This window comes from Shinella fusca (genome assembly GCF_014203155.1).
GTDB classification, from domain to species: domain Bacteria; phylum Pseudomonadota; class Alphaproteobacteria; order Rhizobiales; family Rhizobiaceae; genus Shinella; species Shinella fusca.
Genome location: NZ_JACHIK010000008.1, coordinates 65575 through 86783 on the forward strand (window position 1 = coordinate 65575; position 21209 = coordinate 86783).

Annotated in this window: 23 protein-coding genes; 16 read left to right on the plus strand and 7 right to left on the minus strand. The window is 65.4% G+C overall.

The genetic code is table 11. The features are described from left to right. Positions 1-138 precede the first annotated feature (138 nt). From HNQ66_RS13125 to HNQ66_RS13150, 6 genes are all read left to right on the plus strand, one after another. A complete protein-coding gene (locus HNQ66_RS13125; protein WP_184144611.1) occupies positions 139-903 on the plus strand; it encodes an SDR family oxidoreductase in 765 nt (254 codons plus the stop codon). Continuing rightward, positions 900-2948: an excinuclease ABC subunit UvrC gene (uvrC, locus tag HNQ66_RS13130; protein WP_184144612.1), complete on the plus strand. Its 2049-nt coding sequence runs from the start codon at positions 900-902 to the stop codon at positions 2946-2948. The genes HNQ66_RS13125 and uvrC overlap by 4 nt, the downstream gene beginning before the upstream one ends. Before the next feature lie 60 nt (positions 2949-3008). Beyond that, complete coding sequence (locus HNQ66_RS13135; protein WP_184144613.1) at positions 3009-3485, plus strand: hypothetical protein; 477 nt, start codon at positions 3009-3011, stop codon at positions 3483-3485. 149 nt (positions 3486-3634) lie between these two features. Then, the gene (pgsA, locus tag HNQ66_RS13140) at positions 3635-4219 is read left to right on the plus strand and encodes a CDP-diacylglycerol--glycerol-3-phosphate 3-phosphatidyltransferase (RefSeq protein ID WP_184144614.1); all 585 of its coding nucleotides are present in this window, start codon (positions 3635-3637) and stop codon (positions 4217-4219) included. A 1-nt stretch (position 4220) separates the two neighbouring features. Beyond that, positions 4221-4475 carry a molybdopterin converting factor subunit 1 gene (gene moaD / locus HNQ66_RS13145; protein WP_184144615.1) on the plus strand — a complete coding sequence of 85 codons (255 nt, stop codon included), beginning with the start codon at positions 4221-4223 and terminating at the stop codon, positions 4473-4475. Between the two features lie 2 nt (positions 4476-4477). Next, positions 4478-4951 carry a molybdenum cofactor biosynthesis protein MoaE gene (locus HNQ66_RS13150; RefSeq protein ID WP_184144616.1) on the plus strand — a complete coding sequence of 158 codons (474 nt, stop codon included), beginning with the start codon at positions 4478-4480 and terminating at the stop codon, positions 4949-4951. A 181-nt stretch (positions 4952-5132) separates the two neighbouring features. On the opposite strand, the gene HNQ66_RS13155 is transcribed toward HNQ66_RS13150, so the two are convergent. Then, positions 5133-6029 carry a branched-chain amino acid ABC transporter permease gene (locus HNQ66_RS13155; protein ID WP_184144617.1) on the minus strand — a complete coding sequence of 299 codons (897 nt, stop codon included), beginning with the start codon at positions 6027-6029 and terminating at the stop codon, positions 5133-5135. 71 nt (positions 6030-6100) lie between these two features. On the opposite strand from HNQ66_RS13155, the gene HNQ66_RS13160 reads away from it, so the two are divergent. Together HNQ66_RS13160 and HNQ66_RS13165 are read left to right on the plus strand one after the other, a co-directional pair. Then, on the plus strand, positions 6101-6655 hold the full coding sequence (locus tag HNQ66_RS13160; protein WP_184144618.1) for a CGNR zinc finger domain-containing protein: 555 nt from the start codon (positions 6101-6103) through the stop codon (positions 6653-6655). After that, positions 6652-7152: a hypothetical protein gene (locus HNQ66_RS13165; RefSeq protein ID WP_184144619.1), complete on the plus strand. Its 501-nt coding sequence runs from the start codon at positions 6652-6654 to the stop codon at positions 7150-7152. Before HNQ66_RS13160 ends, HNQ66_RS13165 begins: the two co-directional genes overlap by 4 nt. A 229-nt stretch (positions 7153-7381) precedes the next feature. Here the strand turns inward: HNQ66_RS13165 and ndk are convergent, their stop codons facing one another. Continuing rightward, positions 7382-7804: a nucleoside-diphosphate kinase gene (gene ndk / locus HNQ66_RS13170; RefSeq protein ID WP_184144620.1), complete on the minus strand. Its 423-nt coding sequence runs from the start codon at positions 7802-7804 to the stop codon at positions 7382-7384. Between the two features lie 104 nt (positions 7805-7908). Next, positions 7909-8598, minus strand: coding sequence for a glutathione S-transferase family protein (locus tag HNQ66_RS13175; protein ID WP_184144621.1), 690 nt, complete (start codon positions 8596-8598; stop codon positions 7909-7911). A gap of 132 nt (positions 8599-8730) precedes the next feature. Here HNQ66_RS13175 and HNQ66_RS13180 point away from each other — a divergent pair, with 132 nt between their 5' ends. From HNQ66_RS13180 to HNQ66_RS13200, 5 genes are all read left to right on the plus strand, one after another. Next, positions 8731-9246, plus strand: a complete 516-nt coding sequence (locus HNQ66_RS13180) for a DinB family protein (protein WP_246434297.1) — start codon at positions 8731-8733, stop codon at positions 9244-9246. A 191-nt stretch (positions 9247-9437) separates the two neighbouring features. Beyond that, positions 9438-9722, plus strand: a complete 285-nt coding sequence (locus HNQ66_RS13185; RefSeq protein ID WP_184144623.1) for a hypothetical protein — start codon at positions 9438-9440, stop codon at positions 9720-9722. A 137-nt stretch (positions 9723-9859) separates the two neighbouring features. Beyond that, the gene (locus HNQ66_RS13190) at positions 9860-10942 is read left to right on the plus strand and encodes a GGDEF domain-containing protein (protein WP_184144624.1); all 1083 of its coding nucleotides are present in this window, start codon (positions 9860-9862) and stop codon (positions 10940-10942) included. 117 nt (positions 10943-11059) lie between these two features. After that, on the plus strand, positions 11060-12946 hold the full coding sequence (gene abc-f, locus HNQ66_RS13195; RefSeq protein ID WP_184144625.1) for a ribosomal protection-like ABC-F family protein: 1887 nt from the start codon (positions 11060-11062) through the stop codon (positions 12944-12946). 199 nt (positions 12947-13145) lie between these two features. Continuing rightward, the gene (locus HNQ66_RS13200) at positions 13146-14252 is read left to right on the plus strand and encodes a TRAP transporter substrate-binding protein (RefSeq protein WP_184144626.1); all 1107 of its coding nucleotides are present in this window, start codon (positions 13146-13148) and stop codon (positions 14250-14252) included. Between the two features lie 354 nt (positions 14253-14606). Here the strand turns inward: HNQ66_RS13200 and HNQ66_RS13205 are convergent, their stop codons facing one another. Beyond that, the gene (locus HNQ66_RS13205) at positions 14607-16382 is read right to left on the minus strand and encodes a TRAP transporter large permease (RefSeq protein WP_184144627.1); all 1776 of its coding nucleotides are present in this window, start codon (positions 16380-16382) and stop codon (positions 14607-14609) included. After that, positions 16379-16954, minus strand: a complete 576-nt coding sequence (locus tag HNQ66_RS13210; RefSeq protein ID WP_184144628.1) for a TRAP transporter small permease subunit — start codon at positions 16952-16954, stop codon at positions 16379-16381. The genes HNQ66_RS13205 and HNQ66_RS13210 overlap by 4 nt, the downstream gene beginning before the upstream one ends. Before the next feature lie 248 nt (positions 16955-17202). Between HNQ66_RS13210 and HNQ66_RS13215 the strand changes: the two genes are divergently transcribed. The 3 genes from HNQ66_RS13215 (at position 17203) to HNQ66_RS13225 (ending at position 19223) form a co-directional block, all read left to right on the plus strand. Further along, entirely contained in the window at positions 17203-18129 is a 927-nt protein-coding gene (locus tag HNQ66_RS13215) for a Gfo/Idh/MocA family protein (RefSeq protein WP_184144629.1), read from the plus strand. A 184-nt stretch (positions 18130-18313) separates the two neighbouring features. Next, entirely contained in the window at positions 18314-18520 is a 207-nt protein-coding gene (locus HNQ66_RS13220) for a hypothetical protein (RefSeq protein WP_184144630.1), read from the plus strand. Continuing rightward, entirely contained in the window at positions 18513-19223 is a 711-nt protein-coding gene (locus tag HNQ66_RS13225; protein ID WP_184144631.1) for a Fic family protein, read from the plus strand. The genes HNQ66_RS13220 and HNQ66_RS13225 overlap by 8 nt, the downstream gene beginning before the upstream one ends. A gap of 37 nt (positions 19224-19260) precedes the next feature. On the opposite strand, the gene HNQ66_RS13230 is transcribed toward HNQ66_RS13225, so the two are convergent. Together HNQ66_RS13230 and HNQ66_RS13235 are read right to left on the minus strand one after the other, a co-directional pair. Continuing rightward, positions 19261-19710, minus strand: a complete 450-nt coding sequence (locus tag HNQ66_RS13230) for a DNA polymerase III subunit chi (RefSeq protein WP_184144632.1) — start codon at positions 19708-19710, stop codon at positions 19261-19263. Positions 19711-19717: 7 nt separating this feature from the next. Further along, positions 19718-21208, minus strand: a complete 1491-nt coding sequence (locus HNQ66_RS13235) for a leucyl aminopeptidase (protein ID WP_184144633.1) — start codon at positions 21206-21208, stop codon at positions 19718-19720. Position 21209: the final 1 nt, after the last annotated feature.

The window sequence follows — 21209 nt, forward strand, 5'->3', positions numbered from 1 at the left end:
GAATATACTTAAATCTACTTCTTCCATGGCTTTGAGGTTAAATTTTCCGAAACCTTTTCTCCGGGGGAGTTTAAGCCTGCGCGCGAATGTCTATATCTTTGGCCGGTCAACCAAGTGAATCGGCAGGACGGACTTTTCTTGAAGCAGCCCCTAAAGACGGCCCTCGTGACGGGCGGCGCGAAGCGGATCGGCAAGGCCATCGTGGACGATCTCGCCGCGCATGGTTTCTCGCTCGCCATCCATGCGAACACGTCGCTCGAAGAGGCGGAAGCCCTCGCCCGTTCGCTGCGGGAGCAAGGCGTGAAAGCGGCCGCCCTTTCCTGCGACCTTGCGGACGAGGCGGCGACCGCCGGGCTGATCGAGGCGGCGGTGGCCGCCGTCGGCCCGCTCGACCTTCTCGTCAACAACGCCTCCCTCTTCAAGCCGGATACGGTCGAGACCTTCGACGCAGCCCTGCTCGACCGGCATGTGGCGGTGCATGTGAAGGCGCCGTCCGTCCTTGCGCGCGATTTCGTGCGGCAGCTTCCCGCAGGCACGGCGGGCTCCATCGTCAACATCATCGACCAGCGCGTCTGGAACCCGACGCCGCGCTATTATTCCTACACGCTCTCCAAGGCGGCGCTCTGGATGGCGACGCGCACCATGGCGCAGACCTTTGCCCCGCAGGTGCGCGTCAACGCCATCGGCCCCGGCCCGTCGCTGCCTAACGAGCGGCAGAGCGACACCGATTTCCAGGCCCAGCTCGACGGATTGATCCTGCGCCGCGGCCCCGATCTTGCGGAATTCGGCCGCACGGTTCGCTTTTTGTTCGACACGCCGTCCATTACGGGGCAAATGATAGCGCTCGACGGCGGGCAGCATCTCGCCTGGGAAACCCCCGACGTCGCGGAGATCACGGAATGAACAGCCGGAAGGTGGAGGATGGCGGCATCCTCTATGACGAGAACGAGACGGACGACGAGGACGAGCTTGTCGAAAGCCCGGCCGAAGGCGGGCCCGCATCCGGCCTCGCCACGCCCGGCATCGACTGGAACGAAGGCGGCGACGTGCCGCAGGGCCTCATCGGCGCCGAGCTGATCCAGCTCTTCGTCAAGCGCCTGCCGAACAGCCCCGGCGTCTACCGCATGTTCAATGCCGACGGCGACGTGCTCTATGTCGGCAAGGCGCGCAGCCTCAAGAAGCGCGTGACGAACTATGCGCAGGGCCGCGGCCATTCCAACCGCATCACGCAGATGATCCGGCAGACGGCGAACATGGAGTTCGTCACCACGCGCACCGAGACCGAGGCGCTGCTGCTGGAAGCGAACCTCATCAAGCGCCTGCGGCCGCGCTTCAACGTGCTTTTGCGCGACGACAAGTCGTTCCCCTATATCCTCGTGACCGGCGACAGCCGCGCGCCGGCCATCTTCAAGCATCGCGGCGCGCGCAGCCGCAAGGGCGACTATTTCGGCCCCTTCGCCTCGGCGGGGGCCGTGGGCCGCACGATCAACTCGCTGCAGCGCGCCTTCCTGCTGCGCACCTGCACGGACAGCGTCTTCGAGACGCGCACGCGCCCGTGCCTGCTCTACCAGATCAAGCGCTGTTCGGCCCCCTGCACGCACGAGATCAGCGACGAAGGCTATGCCGACCTGGTGCAGGAGGCGAAGGACTTCCTGTCCGGCAAGAGCCAGAAGGTGAAGGCGCAGATGGCCGAGGCCATGAACGCCGCCGCCGAGGACCTCGATTTCGAGCGCGCCGCCGTCTATCGCGACCGGCTGGCCGCGCTCTCGCATGTCCAGAGCCACCAGGGCATCAATCCGGCGGGCGTGGAGGAGGCGGACGTCTTCGCCATCCACCACGAGGGCGGCATTTCCTGCATCCAGGTCTTCTTCTTCCGCACCGGGCAGAACTGGGGCAACCGCGCCTATTTCCCGAAGGCCGACCCGCAGCTTACGGGCGCCGAGGTGCTCAACGCCTTCCTCGCCCAGTTCTACGACGACAAGCCCTGTCCCCGGCAGATCTTCCTTTCCGAAACCGTCGAGGAGATGGATCTTCTCTCGCAGGCGCTCACCGAACGCTCCGGCCACAAGGTCGCGATCTCCGTGCCCCAGCGCGGCGAGAAGAAGGACCTCGTCGACCATGTGGTGGCCAATGCCCGCGAGGCGCACGGCCGCAAGCTCGCCGAGACGGCCTCGCAGTCGCGCCTGCTCGAAGGCTTCGCCGCGACCTTCAAGCTGCCTTACGTGCCGCGCCGCATCGAGATCTACGACAACTCGCACATCATGGGCACCAATGCCGTGGGCGGCATGGTGGTGGCGGGGCCGGAAGGCTTCGTGAAGGGGCAGTACCGCAAGTTCAACATCAAATCGACCGAAATCACCCCCGGCGACGACTTCGGCATGATGAAGGAAGTGATGACCCGGCGCTTCTCGCGCCTCATCAAGGAAGAGGGCCTGCCGGACCGCAAGGCCGATCAGGGTGCGGAGGCGGCGGACCTGCCCTTCCCCGCCTGGCCGGACGTCATCCTCATCGACGGCGGCCAGGGGCAGATGACGGCGGTGCGCGCCATCCTCGAAGAGCTCGGCATCACCGACCAGGTGATCGCCATCGGTGTCGCCAAAGGCGCCGACCGCGAGGCGGGACGCGAGCGCTTCTTCATGAAGGGCATTGCCGACTTCTCGCTGCCGCCGCGCGATCCCGTGCTCTATTTCGTGCAGCGCCTGCGCGACGAGGCGCACCGCTTCGCCATCGGCTCGCACCGGGCGCGGCGCAAGAAGGAGATGGTCAGGAACCCGCTCGACGAGATCGCCGGCATCGGCCCGACGCGAAAGCGCGCGCTGCTCCAGCATTTCGGCACGGCGAAGGCCGTCTCGCGCGCGGCGATGGCCGACCTCATGGCCGTCGCCGGCATTTCCGAAAGCGTCGCCCGCCTCGTCTACAACCATTTTCACGAGGATGCGGCGGGTTAGCTGGCCCGGACCCGGGGCGGGTGCTAGCATGGCGGCGGACGTCCTCACCGGGAGAAGCCGATGACCGCCTGCCCCTACCAGACACCTGCCCTTGCCGCCGGCCTTCTCCTCCTGGCAGCGCCCGCCGACGCACAGACCAGGGTGGGCGACGCGCAGATGGTAAGCGTGAGCGGCCGTTGCGGCAAACTCGTCGTCGGCAAAAGGACGCTGACCGATACCTGCACGGGCAAGCTCCTCAACGTCACCTATCCCGATGGCCGCACCGGCTTCTACTTCGTGCTGGCGGACGGGCGCATCGTCACCTTCAGCGGCATGGACGGCGACAATCCGACGCCGGACACCGACGTGGTCGATCTCGACAAGGTGATCATGACCCGCAAGGATACGCCGGACAAGCCGGACGTCCTGTCCGCGACGGGCACCTGCCGCTTCGGCAATCCCATGCAGGGGCCGATGACCGTTTCCTGCGAGGGCAGGCTTTCCAGCGGCGGCGCCTTCTCGGCCACCTTCACCACAGACGGCAAGCCGCCGACCTGACCCGGGCGGTCCGTTTCGGACAAAAGACGGCGGGAAACCGCGACAATACGCGCGGCTCCGTAAATTCGCCAAGAATTGCCGGAAACAAAGGTTGACGGCACAGTCACAAAGACCTCATCTAACCCAAAATCGTAGAGACTGAAGATTCCATGGCTTCCCGCGCATACAGCATCCCGAATCTCCTCACCTATGGCCGGATCATCGCCGTTCCGCTGATCGTCCTGTGCTTCTTCATCGAGGGGCGGCTGGAATCGTCGGATTTCGCCCGCTGGACGGCCTTCTGGCTCTTCGTCGCCGCCTCGGTGACGGATTACCTCGACGGCTATCTCGCCCGCATCTGGAACCAGACGTCGAACATCGGCCGCATGCTCGACCCGATCGCCGACAAGCTGCTGGTCGCCTCGGTGCTGCTGCTGATGGCCGCCGACGGCACCATTGCCGGCTGGTCGATCTGGGCGGCCATCATCATCCTGTGCCGCGAGATCCTCGTCTCGGGCCTTCGCGAATATCTCGCCGACCTCAAGGTCTCCGTGCCGGTGACGCGCATCGCCAAGTGGAAGACGACGATCCAGATGTTCGCCATCGCCTTCCTGCTGGCCGGCCCCGCCGGTGACAAGGTTCTGCCCTATACGACCGAGATCGGCATCGGCCTGCTCTGGGTCGCCGCGCTCATCACCATGTATACCGGCTACGACTATTTCCGCGTGGGCCTGAAGCATATCGTGGACGAATAGCATGACGAAGCTCGTCTATTTCGCCTGGGTCCGCGAGCGCATCGGCAAGGGCGAGGAGGAGATCGACCTTCCCGCCGCGGTGAAGACCGGGGCCGACCTCCTGCGCCACCTCAAGACGCGCGGCGAGGAATATGCCCACGCGCTGGAGCATGAGAAGGTCATCTGCATCGCCGTCGACCAGGAACATGTCGAGCACGACGAGACGATAGCCGGCGCACGCGAGATCGCCCTCTTCCCGCCGATGACGGGAGGCTGACCATGGCCGGCGGCGTTCCGGCTCCGGTCGTCGTGCGCGTCCAGCGCGAGGATTTCGACGCGGCCGCCGAGACCGCGCGGCTGACGGCCGGAAGCGCGGCCGCCGGCGCCGTCGTCACCTTCACCGGCCTTTGCCGCGACGAGGGCGGCCGGCTTTCCGCGCTGGAACTGGAGCATTATCCCGGCATGGCCGAGGCCGAGATCGGCCGCATCTGCCGTACGGCGGTGGAGCGTTTCTCGCTCCTCGGCATCGCCGCCATCCACCGGGTCGGCAAGATCGCGCCGGGCGGGAACATCGTCCTCGTCGTCGCCCTCGCCCCGCACCGCCACGCCGCCTTCGACGGCGCGTCCTTCGTCATGGACTACCTCAAGACCTCCGCCCCCTTCTGGAAGAAGGAACACTTCGCCGACGGTTCCCAAGGCGGCTGGGTCGACGCCAAGGACAGCGACGACCGGGCGCGGGAGAAGTGGTCTTAGACCTCGTTCGCGTTGTGCCGTGTCGGTGGATCCTCGGGTCAAGCCCGAGGATGACGGAGGGGAGGAGAGATTGCCTGCCTCTTGAACGGTTCGGCATGCGGAGCCGCCGCTTTGGTCGCCCCCCTCTCTTCTTCCGTCATCCTCGGGCTTGACCCGAGGATCCATGCCACACGGAACGCCGCTACGGCACCGGCCGCTCCCGGCGGAAGATCACCAGCAGCAGCACCAGCGCGGAAAAGATCACGAGGTCGCGCCAGAGGAAATCGCCGTAGGCGCTCCAGAGCGTTTCGGCGAGCCCCATCGCCGCGCCGCCGAGGGCGGAGAGGAGCGGCGCCCCTGCCCCGCCGATGGCGGCGATGAACAGCACCTTCACGCCGAAGACGAGACCAGCACCGAAATCCATGTTGCCGTAGTAGGAAACGGCGAGGATGCCGGTGATGCTGGCGATGAGCGCGGCAAGCACATAGGCGCCGAGATAGACGCCCGCCGCATCCACTCCGCACAGTTCCGCCGCCTGCCGGTCCTGCGACACCGCGCGCCAGCGCCGCCCCCATGCGGAGCGGACGAGGAAGAGATGGCCGGCGGCGACGAGCGCGACCATCGCCGCCGTGTTGAGGAGCTGCAGCACCGTCAGCACGATCGGAAAGGCCGGATCGCCCCACAGCCGCACCGGCGTGCCGAGCAGCGGCGGCAGCCAGAGGCTGCGCGTTTCGGAGGCAAGCCGCGCGGTCTCCATCAGCACCAGCACGACGCCGAGCGCGGCCACCACCACCGTATTGTCCGAGGAAAAGGCGAGCGGGCGCATGACGTGGCGCCCGACGACCAGGCCGGCACCGACGCCGTAGACCAGCGCCATCGCCGCACCGAGGACGAGCGCGGCCGGCAGCACCAGCCAAAGCCTGTTCCAGCCGTAGCCGGCGAAGAGCACGAACATCTGCGCGGCGAAGGCGAAGAGCGCGCCATAGGCGACATCGGCCCGGCGCGTCACGGCGAAGGCGATCGAATAGCCGAAGGCGAGCGCCGCATAGAGCGCGGCGACAGGCAGGGCATTGGCGATCTGCTGGAGGAAATAGGCCATGGCGCTTTCCGGCGGCGTTTCGTGTGTGAAATTATAACTGGCAAAATTGCTTTTACCAGTTAGAATATCGCATGACCTTTTCCTGGACCCGACATCGCTTCTCCGGCGGGGCGCTTGCGCTGGACGTCGCCAATTCCGTGGTGCTGCGCGCCGATCCCGAACGCCGGGTCGACCGCTTCGCCGACCCGGCGACGCTCGACGCCTTCCCGGCAGGCGCTGCCCGGCACGGCGCGGAACACGGCCTGTTCGGGGCATTGGAGCCGGTGCGAAAGGACGCGCGGGAAGATTTCCTTGCGCTGCGCGAGGCCATCGACCGGCATTTTCGCGCGGAAATCCTCGGTGCGGGCAAGCCGGCCCTGCTCGCCGACCTCCTCGACGCCATCTCGGCGACGCTCAGGCACTCCGGCGAGCGGCCGCAGGCGCTGGATACGGCGACGGCCCGTTCTGCCCTCCTGCTCCTGTCCCGGCCGGAGCCGGAACGGCTGAAGATCTGCCCGAACTGCCACTGGCTCTTCCTCGACCGCAGCCGCAACCGCTCGCGCGCCTGGTGCGACATGGCCGTCTGCGGCAACCGGGTGAAGGCGAGCCGCCATTATCGCCGCACGAGGGAGGAGCCCCGGCCATGAAGCGCGTCCTGTTGTCGATCCTGCTGCCGCTTGCCCTTTCCGCCTGCCAGCGCGAGAGCGGGCCGGACCCGTTGAAGCTGACGGGCCGCATGTTCGTCTTCAACTACCGCCTCGCCTACGCGACCTATATCGTGACGCTCGACAAGGTGCAGCCGCTGCCGGACGGGTCCGTCGTGAAGGTGGAGTTCGAGAACCCGGCGGGCGGCGACCCGCTGCTGCTGGAGCGGAAGGTCTTTGCGAACCAGACGCGCGTCGTGCTGGAAAGCCCGGACATAACCTGCGTGAAGAAGGACCGGCCCTATTCCGTCGCCATCGCCGTGATCGGCCCGGACGGCGCGCGCCTGCAATCGCTGGAGACGAAGGTGACCTCGAACGCCGACCAGGACATCCTGCCGGCAAAGCCCCTGATCGTCGGCCCGGGCTACGACAAGAACCCGGAGGTCTTCAAGGACGGCAAGCCCCCCGCGCATTTCGAAACGGCGAAGTGCCCCATCTGAGGCAGGGCCGAGAGGCATGGATGGTCGGGTCAAGCCCGGCCATGACGAAGGAGAGGTTGGCGGAACGACGGTTCCGGTTTGATAGCCGGCATCGCCGCCTGCACGCCGTCATCCTCGGCCCTGAGCCGAGGATCCACGGCCGCGGATGGGGCGTGGATGGACGGGGCAGCCCGGTCAAAAGCAAGACGGGGCCTTTCGGCCCCGTCTTTTCATGTCGAAGGCGTGCGGATCAGCCGACGATTTCGGTGTCGGAGAACCAGTACTTGATTTCCTGGGCAGCCGTTTCCGGGGCGTCGGAGCCGTGGACGGAGTTCTCGCCGATCGAGAGCGCGTGGGTCTTGCGGATGGTGCCTTCGTCGGCGTTCGCCGGGTTGGTGGCGCCCATGACTTCGCGGTTCTTCAGGATGGCGTTCTCGCCCTCGAGAACCTGGACGACCGTCGGGCCGGAGGTCATGCCTTCGACCAGCTCGCCGAAGAACGGACGTTCCTTGTGGACGGCGTAGAAGCCTTCGGCTTCGCGGCGGCTCATCCAGACGCGCTTGGAAGCAACGACGCGCAGGCCCGCGTCTTCCAGCATCTTGGTGATGGCGCCGGTCAGGTTGCGCTTCGTCGCGTCCGGCTTGATCATCGAAAAGGTGCGTTCAATCGCCATTTTCCCGTTTCCCTTGGTTTTCCGGTGAAAGTGGCGGTTCAATAGCCGCCAACGCCCGGCAAAACAAGGGGGTGGCGGCGTTTGGCGACTTCAGCGGCAAAGTTTCATGCCGCCGTCACGCGATGGCCGATGCCGCCGTGGAGATCGAGGCAACGGGCGAACCAGCCGGCGACCGGGTCGTCCTCCGCCAGCACCTTCGTGCCCGCGGTCGTGCGCAGCCATTGCAGCGCGCCGAAGACGATGTAATCCGGAAAGAGCGGGCCTTCCCCGCCGATGAAGGGCTGCGCCTTCAGCATGTTGCGCAGCGGCTGGAGCCTCTTGGCAAACCCCTCGACCTCGGCCCGCCCGGCCGCCGCGATCTCCTCCAGCGAGGCGCCGAGGCGTTCCTCCCGGCTGCGGCGGAAATAGGCCTGGTCCTTCGGCGCGAGCATGTCGTGGATATCGAGGATGGCGATGCGGGTGACGGCCATGTGCAGCGCCGATTGCGACCAGTTCTCGATGAAGCGGGCCATGGCCTTGCCGCCCTCCCCGCCGAACAGCGAGGGCCGGTCGGGATAGGCCTCGTCGAGATAGAGCGCGATGTCGAAGCTGTCGCGCACCAGCCTCTCGCCGTCGCGCAGGAGCGGCACCGTCGCCGTGCAACCGCCCTCGATGGCCGGGATGTCGGTGAAGGGAACCGGCACCGTCTCGTAGTCGAGACCCTTGTGGGCGAGCGACATGACCGTCTTCCAGACATGGGGCGAGAACTGGCGCGCCGGATCGGCGGCGCAAAGGGCATAGAGCAGTCGCGTCATGAAGGCCTCGTTTGCTGATGTGCCGCATTGGACCGCAGCATTGCGCGCGTGGCAAATCAGATAATTTCATGGATGGCATTCACGCCGCTGACGAAGCCCCGTTCTATAGTCCGGATGAATCAGGAGGCCACGATGCTCGATCAATACCGCATGTTCACCGCCTACAATGCCTGGGCCAACCGCACGCTCTACGAGGCGGTCGGCGCCCTTTCGGACGAGGCACGGCGCAAGGACCTCGGCGCCTTCTTCGGCTCGCTGCACCGCACGCTGAACCATCTGCTGGTGGCCGACCGCATCTGGATGAAGCGCTTCACGGGCGCCGGGGATGCGCCGACGCGCCTCGACACCATCCTTTTCGAGGATTTCGCCGGCCTTCGCCAGGCGCGGCAGGAGGAGGACGCGCGCCTTGCCGCCTTCGTCGATTCGCTGACCGAGGAGAAGATCGCGGCTAACTTCACCTATAGCCCGATCACCAATCCGGGCAGCATCACCCATCCCCTCGGCCCGGCGCTCGCCCATATCTTCAACCACCAGACCCATCACCGCGGCCAGTGCCACGCCATGCTGACGGCGCTCGGCGGCCCGAGCCTTGCGCTCGACCTTCTCTTTTTCCTGCGCAGCGAGAGGCCGGATTTCCTGGCGATTTAGCGGCGAGCGGCCGCTTCGATTCCTGCAATAGCGGTGATACACTCTTCTGCTACGGGAGTATCCGGCATCGGGGCGCGGGGGCGGCTCCGCCTGTCACCCAGGTGACAGGCAGGAAAGGCCGATGCTGGGATAGTCGCTGCCATCGAGGCCGGCGCCGAAGGGCGCCGCCTTGCCCGGAGAGAGGACGAACAATGGCAAGAACGACCGAGGAATGGGCCGCCCTGCTCGGCAGCACCCTTTGCAAGATGGCGCGCGTCCACGGCACCGACGCCCCCGATGCCTACCTGCCGGAGGAGTGCTATCCGGTAATCGAGAAGACCTTCGACGTGGCGCTGGCCGAGGCACGCGCCGAGGGCTATGCCGCCGCCATGCGCGACCTGCAGCACAACCGGCCGGTTCGCGAAGAGAGCCCTCGCCGGCTGGCGGTGATCGGACAGGTCATGCGTGCAATCCCACTCGCCCGCCGTATGGCCTGAGGCGGCCAGAATTGCCGTTCGTCAATTTGTCTCGATTTTTTCTTCAGCACACGTAAAATTAACCGCGCAATCCGATAGTTACGCCAATCGATCCGACCCCGCGCAGGCGTTCCGCCGCGCTCATCCAATGGCGTTTCATGAGCAGCAAAGCCACCTCCGCCCCCAGGGACATACAACCGGCGGTTCCGCCGATCATGGCGCGCATCGCCCATGCCATGGCCAGCCTCGGCATTGCCGCGCTGCCGCGCAACTACGAACTCCTGTTCGAGGCGCTGAACGGCAATGCGGGCGTCGCGCGCGAGATCGCGACGCTCGGCAAGGCGCCCGACCAGGCGATGCTCGATTCGATCGCCCTCAGGCATTCCCTGCCGAGCCATAACGTGCTCGCCGCCGGGCAGGCCGCGGGCGAAGCGGTGCGCGTGCTTTCCGAAATCTCCCGCACGGCGGAGGAGAACCAGCGCCAGCGCGCCGCCGCGGTGCAGGAACTGGAGGAGATCGCCGGGCGGATGAAGGACGACCCGGTGCTCGGCATTTCCGACTTTTCGACCGACACGGGCCGCCTGCTCTCGCTCGTGCGCGGCATTCTCGGCGCCGACCGGGCCACGGCTGCGAAGATGGGCGACCTCCAGGCCCATCTCGACGGCCTGCGCTCGGGCCTTGCCGTCAGCCGCGAGGCGCTGACCCACGACCCGGTCACCGGGCTTGCCAACCAGGCGGCGCTCATCGGCCGCCTGAAGCGCTTCTTCCAGGAGGAGGCCGAGGGCAATACCGCCGCCCTCCTCCTCTTCCGGGTCGAGCAGCTCAAGGAATTCGCCGAGACGCATCCGGCAGGGGCGGCGGAAAAGACGCTGAAGCGCCTTGCCGCGATCTTCCGCCAGTCGGTCAAGAAGAACGATTTCGTCGCGCGGACGGGACCGGACCTCTTCTGCCTGCTGCTCTGCGACGTCAACCGCGAGATCGCCGTCACCATTGCAAGACGTGTCGCCGGGCGCGTGGCCGAACGGCCCTTCCCCTTCCTCGACCGCGAGCTGCCGGCCGGCTTCCTCACGCTGACCGCCGGCGTCTCGCTGACGGATTCGGCCGAAACGCCGATGGCGCTCTACGAGCAGGCCGACCGGGCGCTCGCCTATGCCGCCGACAGCGGCATTGCGCTGCGCATCTATTCGGCCGAGGTCGCCGAACGGTCGGGCCGGCTCTATCGTTCGGGCAACGCGGCCTGACGATCCTCGCCGCAAAGCCGCTTTACACTTTTGCTGGAATTGCCCCCTCTTCGTCCGGCGCAATTCCGGACGCAAAACCGCTTCGCACTTTTGCTGGAATTGCTCTATAGAGCCGGCATGATCACCATTTCCGGCCTCACCGCCCGCGTCGCGGGGCGTCTCCTCATCGACAATGCTTCCGTTTCGCTGCCGGCGGGCACGAAGGCGGGCCTCGTCGGCCGCAACGGCACCGGCAAGTCCACGCTGTTCCGCATCATCACCGGCGACCTTGCGCCCGAGGCCGGCACGATCTCGCTGCCGAAGAACGCGCGCATCGGCCAGGTGGCGCAGGAAGCGCCCGGCACGGACGATCCGCTCATCGAGATCGTGCTTGCCGCCGACAAGGAGCGCGCCGCCCTCGTCAGGGAGGCGGAAACGGCGAGCGATCCGCATCGCATCGCCGAGATCCAGACCCGCCTCACCGATATCGGCGCCCATTCGGCCGAAGCGCGCGCGGCAAGCATCCTTGCCGGCCTCGGCTTCGACCACGAGGCGCAGCAGCGGCCGGCCAAGAGCTTTTCCGGCGGCTGGCGCATGCGCGTGGCGCTCGCGGCCGTGCTCTTCTCCGAGCCGGACCTCCTGCTCCTCGACGAGCCGACCAACTATCTCGACCTCGAAGGCACGCTGTGGCTGGAGGAATACGTGCGTCGCTATCCGCACACGGTCATCGTCATCAGCCACGACCGCGACCTTCTTAACACCGCCGTCAATTCGATCGTCCATCTCGACCAGCAGAAGCTGACCTTCTACCGCGGCTCCTACGACCAGTTCGAGCGCCAGAAGGCCGAGGCCGACGAATTGCAGATGAAGGCGAAGGCCAAGAACGAGGCGGCGCGAAAGCATCTCCAGAGCTTCATCGACCGCTTCCGCGCCAAGGCGACGAAGGCCCGGCAGGCGCAGAGCCGCATCAAGGCGCTGGAGCGCATGGGCACGGTCGCCGCCGTCGTGGAAAGCCATGTGCAGCCGATCACCTTCCCCGAGCCGGAAAAGCAGCCGGCCTCGCCCATCGTCGCCGTCGAGGGCGGGGCGGTCGGCTATGTGCCCGGCAAGCCGATCCTCAGGCAGATCAACCTTCGCATCGACAACGACGACCGCATCGCCCTCCTCGGCTCGAACGGCAACGGCAAGTCGACCTTCGCGAAATTCATCTCCGGCCGACTGGAGGCGGAGGCAGGCGCCGTCAAGCGTGCGCCGGGCCTCAAGATCGGCTTCTTCGCGCAGCACCAGCTCGACGATCTCATCCCCGACCAGTCGCCCGTCGAGCATGTGCGCCGGCTGATGCCGGAGGCCCCGGAAGCCAAGGTCCGCGCCCGCGTCGCCCAGATGGGCCTTGCCACGGAAAAGATGTCGACCGCCGCCAAGGACCTTTCCGGCGGCGAGAAGGCGCGCCTTCTCATGGGCCTTGCCGCCTTCGACGCGCCGAACCTGCTCATCCTCGACGAGCCGACGAACCATCTCGACATCGACAGCCGCCGTGCGCTGATCGAGGCGCTGAACGACTACGAGGGCGCCGTCATCCTCATCTCGCACGACCGCCACCTCATCGAGGCGACCGTCGACCGGCTGTGGCTCGTCAACAACGGCACGGTGAAGAGTTTCGACGGCGACATGGAGGAATACCGCAGCCTCATCGTGCAGTCCGCCCGCAGGGACGACAGGGACAAGCCGGCCGCGGCCGGCGGCGAGGCGAGCAAGGCGGACCTGCGCAAGGCGAATGCCGACCGGCGCGCCCAGCTCGCCCCACTCCGCAAAAAGATCAACGAAATCGAATCGCTGACGGGAAAACTGCAGAAGCAGATTCAGCTCCTTGATGCGGAGCTTGCAGACCCCGCGCTCTACGAGAAGAGCCCGGCCAAGGCCGCCGAGAAGGCGAAGCTGCGGGCGGCGGCGGCCGGAAAGCTCGGCGAGGCCGAGGAGGAATGGCTGGAGCTTTCCGCGCAATACGAAGAGGCGATGGCCGGGTGACCGGCCGGCGCCGGACGATGCTTTTTGCAAGAATCGCACAGAAAACAGGCAGATAGCCGGGTATTCCCCTCTACGACGAAAGTCGTAGTGGGCCTTTCCGGCGATATCCCCTTCCCGGCTTGAAAGCCTCTTCCCGACATGGTTAGGTTTCCGCGATGATACCAGGACGGGCAAGCCGTCCGCCATTGGGAGGAAAAATATGGATCGTCGTTCATTCATCAAGAAGGCCGGTGTCGCCGGCATCGGCGGCGCGGCCGCCTCGGTGCTCGCCGCCCCGGCGCTCGCGCAGAGCAACCCGAAGATCAACTGGCGCCTCGCCTCCTCGTTCCCCAAGTCGCTCGACACGATCTACGGCGGTGCCGAGGTACTGTCGAAATACGTGTCCGAGGCGACGGACGGCAATTTCCAGATCCAGGTCTTCGCGGCCGGTGAACTCGTTCCGGGCCTCCAGGCCGCCGACGCCGCCGCGGCCGGCACCGTGGAAGCCGCCCACACCGTTTCCTATTACTACTGGGGCAAGGACCCGGTCTGGGCGCTCGGCGCGGCCGTGCCCTTCGCGCTCAATGCGCGCGGCATGAACGCCTGGCAGTATCACGGCGGCGGCATCGACCTCTTCAACGAATTCCTCGCCACCCAGGGCCTCGTCGGCTTCCCCGGCGGCAATACCGGCGTGCAGATGGGCGGCTGGTTCCGCAAGGAGATCAAGACCGTCGCCGACATGGCGGGCCTGAAGATGCGCATCGGCGGCTTTGCCGGCAAGGTCGTCGAGAAACTCGGCGTCGTGCCGCAGCAGATCGCCGGCGGCGACATCTATCCCTCGCTCGAAAAGGGCACGATCGACGCGGCCGAATGGGTCGGCCCCTATGACGACGAGAAGCTCGGCTTCTACAAGGTCGCGCCCTATTACTACTATCCCGGCTGGTGGGAAGGCGGCCCGACGGTCCACGCCATGTTCAACAAGGCGGCCTATGACGGCCTGCCGAAAGCCTACCAGTCGCTGCTGCGCACGGCCTGCCAGGCGACCGACGCCGACATGCTGCAGAAGTACGACTACCTGAACCCCTCGGCCATCAAGCGCCTCGTCGCCGCCGGCGCGAAGCTGAGCCCGTTCAGCCAGGAGATCCTGTCGGCCTGCTTCGACGCCTCCAACGAGGTCTATGCCGAGATGGAAGCCTCCAACCCGACCTTCAAGAAGATCTGGGACTCCATCAAGGCCTTCCGCGGCGAGTTCTACCTCAATGCGCAGATCGCCGAATACAACTACGACACCTTCATGATGATCCAGCAGCGCAGCAACAAGCTGTAAGCGCCGGCTGAGACGGAAACGGAAAACCCCGGGGCGGCAGCGCCCCGGGGTTTTTGTTTGGGCGGCGCGGATGCCCGGCTCGGCACTCTGCCCTCGCCCTCGCCCTCGCCTTCGCCGTCTCCCCCTTTACCGCTCCCTCGCCTTGGCTTTCGCTTTTGCTCCTTCTTTCCTCATACCTCCCACCTCTCCGCCGTCATCCTCGGGCTTGACCCGAGGATCCACGCCACAAAGCAAAGCCGTTCCGTTGGGGTGGATCCTCGGGTCAAGCCCGAGGATGACGACGGAGAGCATTGGTATTCCCCAACGAGAAAGGGCCGGCTTTCGCCGGCCCTTCATGGTTCATTCCGTTACCCGTCAATTGAACGACGGCGGTGCGGAAAGGTCCGTCGCCGGCTTCTCGCCGCCGCCTTCGGCGGGCTTCTCGCCGCCGCTGCCGTCCAGCGGGTTGCCGGCGGGCAGTTGCAGGCCGCTGGGAAGGCCGAGGCCCCCGCCGTTGTCGGGCAGGCCCAGGCCGCCGCCGAAGCCGGGGACCTCGATCTTGATGGTCGCCGGGTCGATGCCGGTGCCCTCGCCCTTGTAGTGCATGACCATGCTCGGGAAGAAGATGGTGAGCGCCACCATGAGGATCTGGATGCCGACGAAGGGCACGGCGCCCCAATAGATCTGCCCCGTCGTCACCGGCTGGGTCATCTTGCCCGTCACGCGGTCGAGATAGGGCACCTTGGCCGCGACCGAGCGCAGGTAGAAGAGCGCGAAGCCGAAGGGCGGATGCATGAAGCTCGTCTGCATGTTGATGCCGAGGAGGACGCCGAACCAGATGAGGTCGATGCCGAGCTTGTCGGCGGCGGGCGCCAGCAGCGGCACGATGATGAAGGCCAGCTCGAAGAAATCGAGGAAGAAGGCCAGGAAGAAGACGAGCAGGTTCACGACGATCAGGAAGCCCACCTCCCCGCCCGGCAGCGAGACCAGCAGGTGCTCGACCCACAGGTGCCCGTTCACGCCGTAGAAGGTGAGCGAGAAGACGCGGGCACCGATGAGGATGAACAGCACGAAGGACGAAAGCCGCGTGGTGGCGGTCAGCGCGGACCGCACCACATCCATGCTGAGCCGGCCCTTGGCGAGCGCCATGGCGAGCGCGCCGACCGCGCCCATGGCGCCGCCTTCCGTCGGCGTGGCGATGCCGAGGAAGATCGTGCCGAGCACGAGGAAGATCAGCGCCAGCGGCGGGATCAGCACGATGATGACCTGCTGGGCAAGCCGCGACATCATGTTGATGTTGAGGCCCTTGTCGGCCAGCGCCACGATGTAGATGAAGATGACGCCGACCGTCGCGCCGAGGATATCGGCATTCTCGCCATAGGTCGGGGCGAGATAGATATGGGCGGCATAGGCGAAGCCGGCCGCGGCTGCGAGCGCGATGAAAAGCGACGTCACGCCCGAGCCGAGCGAACGCGCCTCCAGCGGCAGCGCCGGCATCGAATCCGGCCGGATGATCGTCATGATCAGCACGTAGCCCATGTAGAGGGCGGTGAGCACGAGGCCCGGAATGAGCGCGCCGGCATACATGTCGCCGACCGAGCGGCCGAGCTGGTCGGCAAGCACGATCAGCACGAGCGAGGGCGGGATGATCTGGGCGAGCGTGCCGGAGGCGGCGATGACGCCCGAGGCGATCGACCGGTCATAGCCGTAGCGCAGCATGATCGGCAGCGAGATGAGGCCCATGGCGATGACCGAGGCCGCGACGACGCCGGTGGTGGCCGCCAGCAGCGCGCCGACGAAGATGACCGCATAGGCAAGGCCGCCGCGGATCGGCCCGAAGAGCTGGCCGATCGTGTCGAGCAGGTCCTCGGCCATGCCGGAGCGCTCCAGCACGATCCCCATGAAGGTGAAGAACGGAATGGCCAGCAGCGTGTCGTTCGACATCACTCCCCAGAGCCGTTCGGGCATGGCGTTGAGCAGCGGCCAGGACAGGTTGATCGAATCGGACAGCGGCGCGAGCTCCACGCCGACGACGAAGAAGAGCAGGCCGTTCGCCGCGAGCGCGAACGCCACCGGATAGCCCAGCAGCAGGAACACGATCAGCGATGCGAACATGATCGGCGCAAGGTTCTGTGCGATGAACTCGATCATGCGCCCTTCTCCCCGGTAACGGCTTCATCGAGCGGGGCATGGGTCGGCACGTAGGGCGTCGGGTCCTCCATGTCGCCGCGCATGATGGCGATCTTCTTGATGATCTCGGATACGCCCTGGAAGGCCAGCAGCACGAAGCCGGCGAGCAGGATCGCCTTGGCGGGCCAGACGATGAGGCCGCCGGCGCTGGACGACATTTCCTTCGAATGGAAGGACATGACGACATAGGGCACGAGGTAGTAGACCATCAGCAGCACGAAGGGCATCAGGAAGAGGCAATGGCCGAAAAGGTCGATCCAGTGCTGCACCCGGCGCGAGAACTTGCCGTAGACGATGTCGATGCGGATATGCTCGTTCTGCGCCAGCGTATAGGCGGCGGCGAGCATGAAGGCGCCGCCGAACAGATACCATTGCGCCTCGAGCCAGGCGTTGGACGATGTGTTGAAAACCTTGCGAACGACGGCATTGCCGGCACTGACGAGAACGGCCACGAGGATCAGCCAGCCGACGGCCTTTCCGATATTTTCCGTGATCGCGTCAATGAGCCGGCTGAAAACCAGCAGCATCTTCATGAAAGCTCCTCCCCGCTTGGCGTGTTATTGGTTTGTTGCCAAGCACAGGCACAGTGCCGATTTCAAGAGCCGATTCAAGCCCGCAGCCCGGTTTTCCCGGCCTGAGAGGCGGCATTAGACGAAAGGCGAATACGCGCGCTGCGCCTTTGCACAAAGGATAGGCAGGCTTGCCCGCACGGCGGCTCTTGCCGCCGGCGAAGGTTCTGCTAAAACAGCGGCGAAATCATCATACAAATAAGGACCGAGCCATGTCCCCGATCAATCTCGCAATCGTCGGCGTCGGCAAGATCGTGCGCGACCAGCATCTTCCGGCCGTCGCGAAGAATGCCGACTACCGGCTGATCGCCGCGGCGAGCCGCCACGGCACGGTGGACGGCATCGACAATTTCAAGTCCATCGACGAGATGCTGGCGGCCGTTCCCGCCATCGAGGCCGTCTCGCTGTGCATGCCGCCGCAGTATCGCTACGAGGCGGCCGAGAAGGCGCTTTCGGCCGGCAAGCACGTCTTCCTCGAAAAGCCGCCGGGCGCGACGCTTTCGGAAGTGGCCGACCTCGAAGCGCTCGCCGCCGCCAGGGGCGTTTCGCTCTTTGCAAGCTGGCACTCGCGTTATGCGCCGGCCGTCGAGGCCGCGAAGAGCTTCCTTGCCGGCACGACGATCCGCTCCATGCGCGTGATCTGGAAGGAGGACGTGCGCCACTGGCACCCGAACCAGGAATGGATCTGGCAGGCCGGCGGCCTCGGCGTCTTCGATCCGGGTATCAATGCGCTCTCCATCGTCACGCATATCCTGCCGCGCCCGGTCTTCATCACCGCCGCGACGCTGGAATTCCCGGAAAACCGCGACGCGCCGATCGCCGCGACCATGACCTTCTCGGATGCCAAGGGCCTCGACCTTGCCGCCGAGTTCGACTGGCGCCAGACCGGCAAGCAGAGCTGGGACATCGTCGCCGAGACGGATGCCGGCACGATGGTGCTGTCGGAGGGCGGCGCAAAGCTCTCCATCGACGGCAAGCTCGTGCACGAGGAGCCCGAGCAGGAATATCCGATGCTCTACAGGCGCTTCGCCGAGATCGTGAAGGCCGGCAAATCCGACGTCGACCTCGCACCGCTGCGCCACGTCGCGGATGCTTTCATGCTGGGCAGGCGGAAGTTCGTCGAAGCGTTTCACGACTGAGCGACACTGCAAGTTTGCAGGAGCAACGGACGCTTTCCTGCGTACGAGATGGCAGCTCCCCAATCGCTACCCTATATGTTGCAGTTACGTCCCATCAGGCTCGCGCAATGGCGCCCCTGGTACAAACGTCATTGCCATGAAGCGCGAATGTGTTTCTATGGGGCCACATTGAAAGGACACTGACATGAACGAACCCCTTAGAACTCTCATCGAGGCCGCCCGAAAAGCTCCCCGGACGAAGAGTGATCTGGAAGTTCAGCGTCGCAGCTTCGCGTATGGCAATACGCATTTCGAAAATGAAAAAATAACCCGCGAGATGGTGAACAGGATCGCCGATGAAATGCCGTTTGCCGAAAACGTGAATCTCAACGCGAATCGTGTCGATGAGTGAGGAAGAGCGCCGTCATAGCGTAGCAAGTGACGCGCACCTGATTCAGGACGAACAGTTACGCGCGGAAGCGGAAGCTCGTAACGGTCTGCTTCAGTTCGACCGTGCGTGCAGCATGATCGTAGAAGCAATCGAAAGAGGCAAAAGCTGGAAGCTCCGTCCTTCAACCATTCTCACGTTGCATCGCGCGGCTCTTGAAGGCATCAGCAGCTACGCGGGAAATTTTCGACCCTCAAGCGTTGCCATATCGGGCAGCGAGCACAAACCTGTTGAAGCACATCTGGTCCCGGAGCTCATCGAAGATCTCTGCGATTATGTAAATGAGCACTGGGAAGACAAAACTGCCGTTCATTTGGCATCATATGTCATGTGGCGCCTCAATTGGATTCATCCTTTCAGTGACGGAAACGGGCGCACGTCACGAATGGTTTCCTATCTTGTCCTGTCCGTCAGGTTGGGCATGCTCCTTCCGGGCCGCGATACGATCCCGGATCAGATCGTTGATAACCGCCAACCATATTTCGATGCTCTCGAAGCGGCCGATCGAGCCTTGATGAAGGGCGAGATCAATTTGGCCAAGATGGAAGAATTGATCGAAAGCATGCTTGCTAAACAGCTTATGGGCGTAATGGAATCCGCCACCGGTAAACACTTCAGCTCCCACGATGAGGACGCTGATTTAAACGTTGAGCGCGACGGGAATTGAGTGACATCATCGGCTCAAAGGCGCGCTGGCTATATTCTCAAGCCTTCTTCACCCAGCGACCGTCGTTGTTCTGCTGCCAGTAGGTGAGCTGGTGTCCCTCGCCTTTCAGGCGTTTCCAGTGGCCGCGGGCCGCTTCCACTTCGGCCTGGTCATAACCGTCGAACATGAAGATAACGCGGTCGTAGGCATCGAGCGGAGGCGGCTGCGCGCCGGCGACGAGGAAGCGGACGGTCGCGGCGTTGGCATTGTCGGGCGTGGTCGTCAGCAGCACCGGCTGTTCGGCGGGAAAGGCCTGCTCGTCGGTACCGTGCGGCAGGAAGCTGTCCTCGCGGAAGGTCCACAGATGCGTGTCGAGCGCATCGCGCCGGGCTTCGTCGCCCGCCTGGACGACGACGCGCCAGCCGCGCTCGAGGCTCTTGTCGAGGAGCGGCGGCAGCGCGTCCTCCAGCTTCGATTCGGTCAGGTGGTAGAAGAGGACCTCGCTCACCGTCCCCTCACCCCTCGTAGTTCGCGCGCACCAGCTCGTCGAGCAGGCGCACGCCGAAGCCGGAGGCCCAGGACTGGTTGATCTCATCGGTCGGCGAGCCCATGGCCGTGCCGGCGATGTCGAGGTGCGCCCAGGGCGTGTCCTTGACGAAGCGGTGCAGGAACTGCGCGGCGGTGATCGAGCCGGCATAGCGTCCGCCGGTGTTCTTCATGTCGGCGAACCGGCTGTCGATCATCTTGTCGTATTCGCGCCCGAGCGGCATGCGCCACAGGCGCTCGTTGGTGGCAAGGCCGGCGGCCGTGAGCCGCGCGGCGAGCGTGTCGTCGTTGGAGAAGAGGCCGGCATGGTGGCTGCCGAGCGCGACCATGATCGCCCCGGTCAGCGTCGCGAGGTTCACCATGAACTGCGGCTTGAAGGTCTCGTTGCAGTACCAGAGCGCATCGCACAGCACGAGGCGGCCTTCGGCATCCGTGTTGATCACCTCGATGGTCTGGCCGGACATGGATTTGACGATGTCGCCCGGGCGCTGGGCGTTGCCGTCGGGCATGTTTTCCACAAGGCCGAGGATGCCGACGACGTTCGCCTTCGCCTTGCGGCTCGCAAGCGTGTGCATGAGGCCGATGACGGCGGCAGCGCCGCCCATGTCGCCCTTCATGTCCTCCATGCCGGCGGCCGGCTTGATGGAGATGCCGCCGGTGTCGAAGACGACGCCCTTGCCGATGAAGGCGATGGGGCGGTCCTTGTCCTTGCCGCCCTTCCACTGCATGACGGCAAGGCGCGGCGGGCGCACGGAGCCCTGTGCGACGCCGAGGAGCGCCGCCATGCCGAGGCGCTTCATCTCCCGCTCGGTGAGGATATCGACCTCGACGCCGAGCTTTTCGAGCGCCTTGGCCTTTTCGGCGAATTCGACCGGGCCGAGCACGTTCGCGGGCTCGTTGACGAGGTTGCGGGCAAGGATCACGCCCTCGGCGATGGCGTCGGAAACGTCGTTCGCCTTCTTTGCGGCAGCGGCGTTGGCGGTGACGATCGTCACCTTGACGGTCCTGGCGGGCTTCGTCTCCTCGTCCTCGCCCTTCTTCGTCTTGTAGGCATCGAAGCTGTAGGCGCCGAGCTGCATACCGAGCGCGAAGTCGGCGGCGTTCTTCGCCGTCACCGTGGCGCCGGGCGCATCGATATAGATCGCCACCTTCTCGGCGCCGCCGGTCTTCGCCGCGGCCGCACCGCCCGCCTTCAGCCAGTCATGGGCGACGAGCTTGTCGGCTTCGCCGAGGCCGAGAACGCGGATACGGTCCACCGGCGCGCCGTGAGGGGCAATGATGTCGAGGCTTTTCAGCGCCTTGCCGGTGAATTTCGCCACGCCGGCAGCGCGCGCGACGACGCCTTCCGGATCGACCTCGCCGAGCCCCGCCGCCGGCTGGCCGGCGGCCTGGAGGAGGATCGCAAGGCCGCCCGAAGCGCGTGCCGTCTTTGCGAAACCGATGTCGAACGTGGAAGCCATG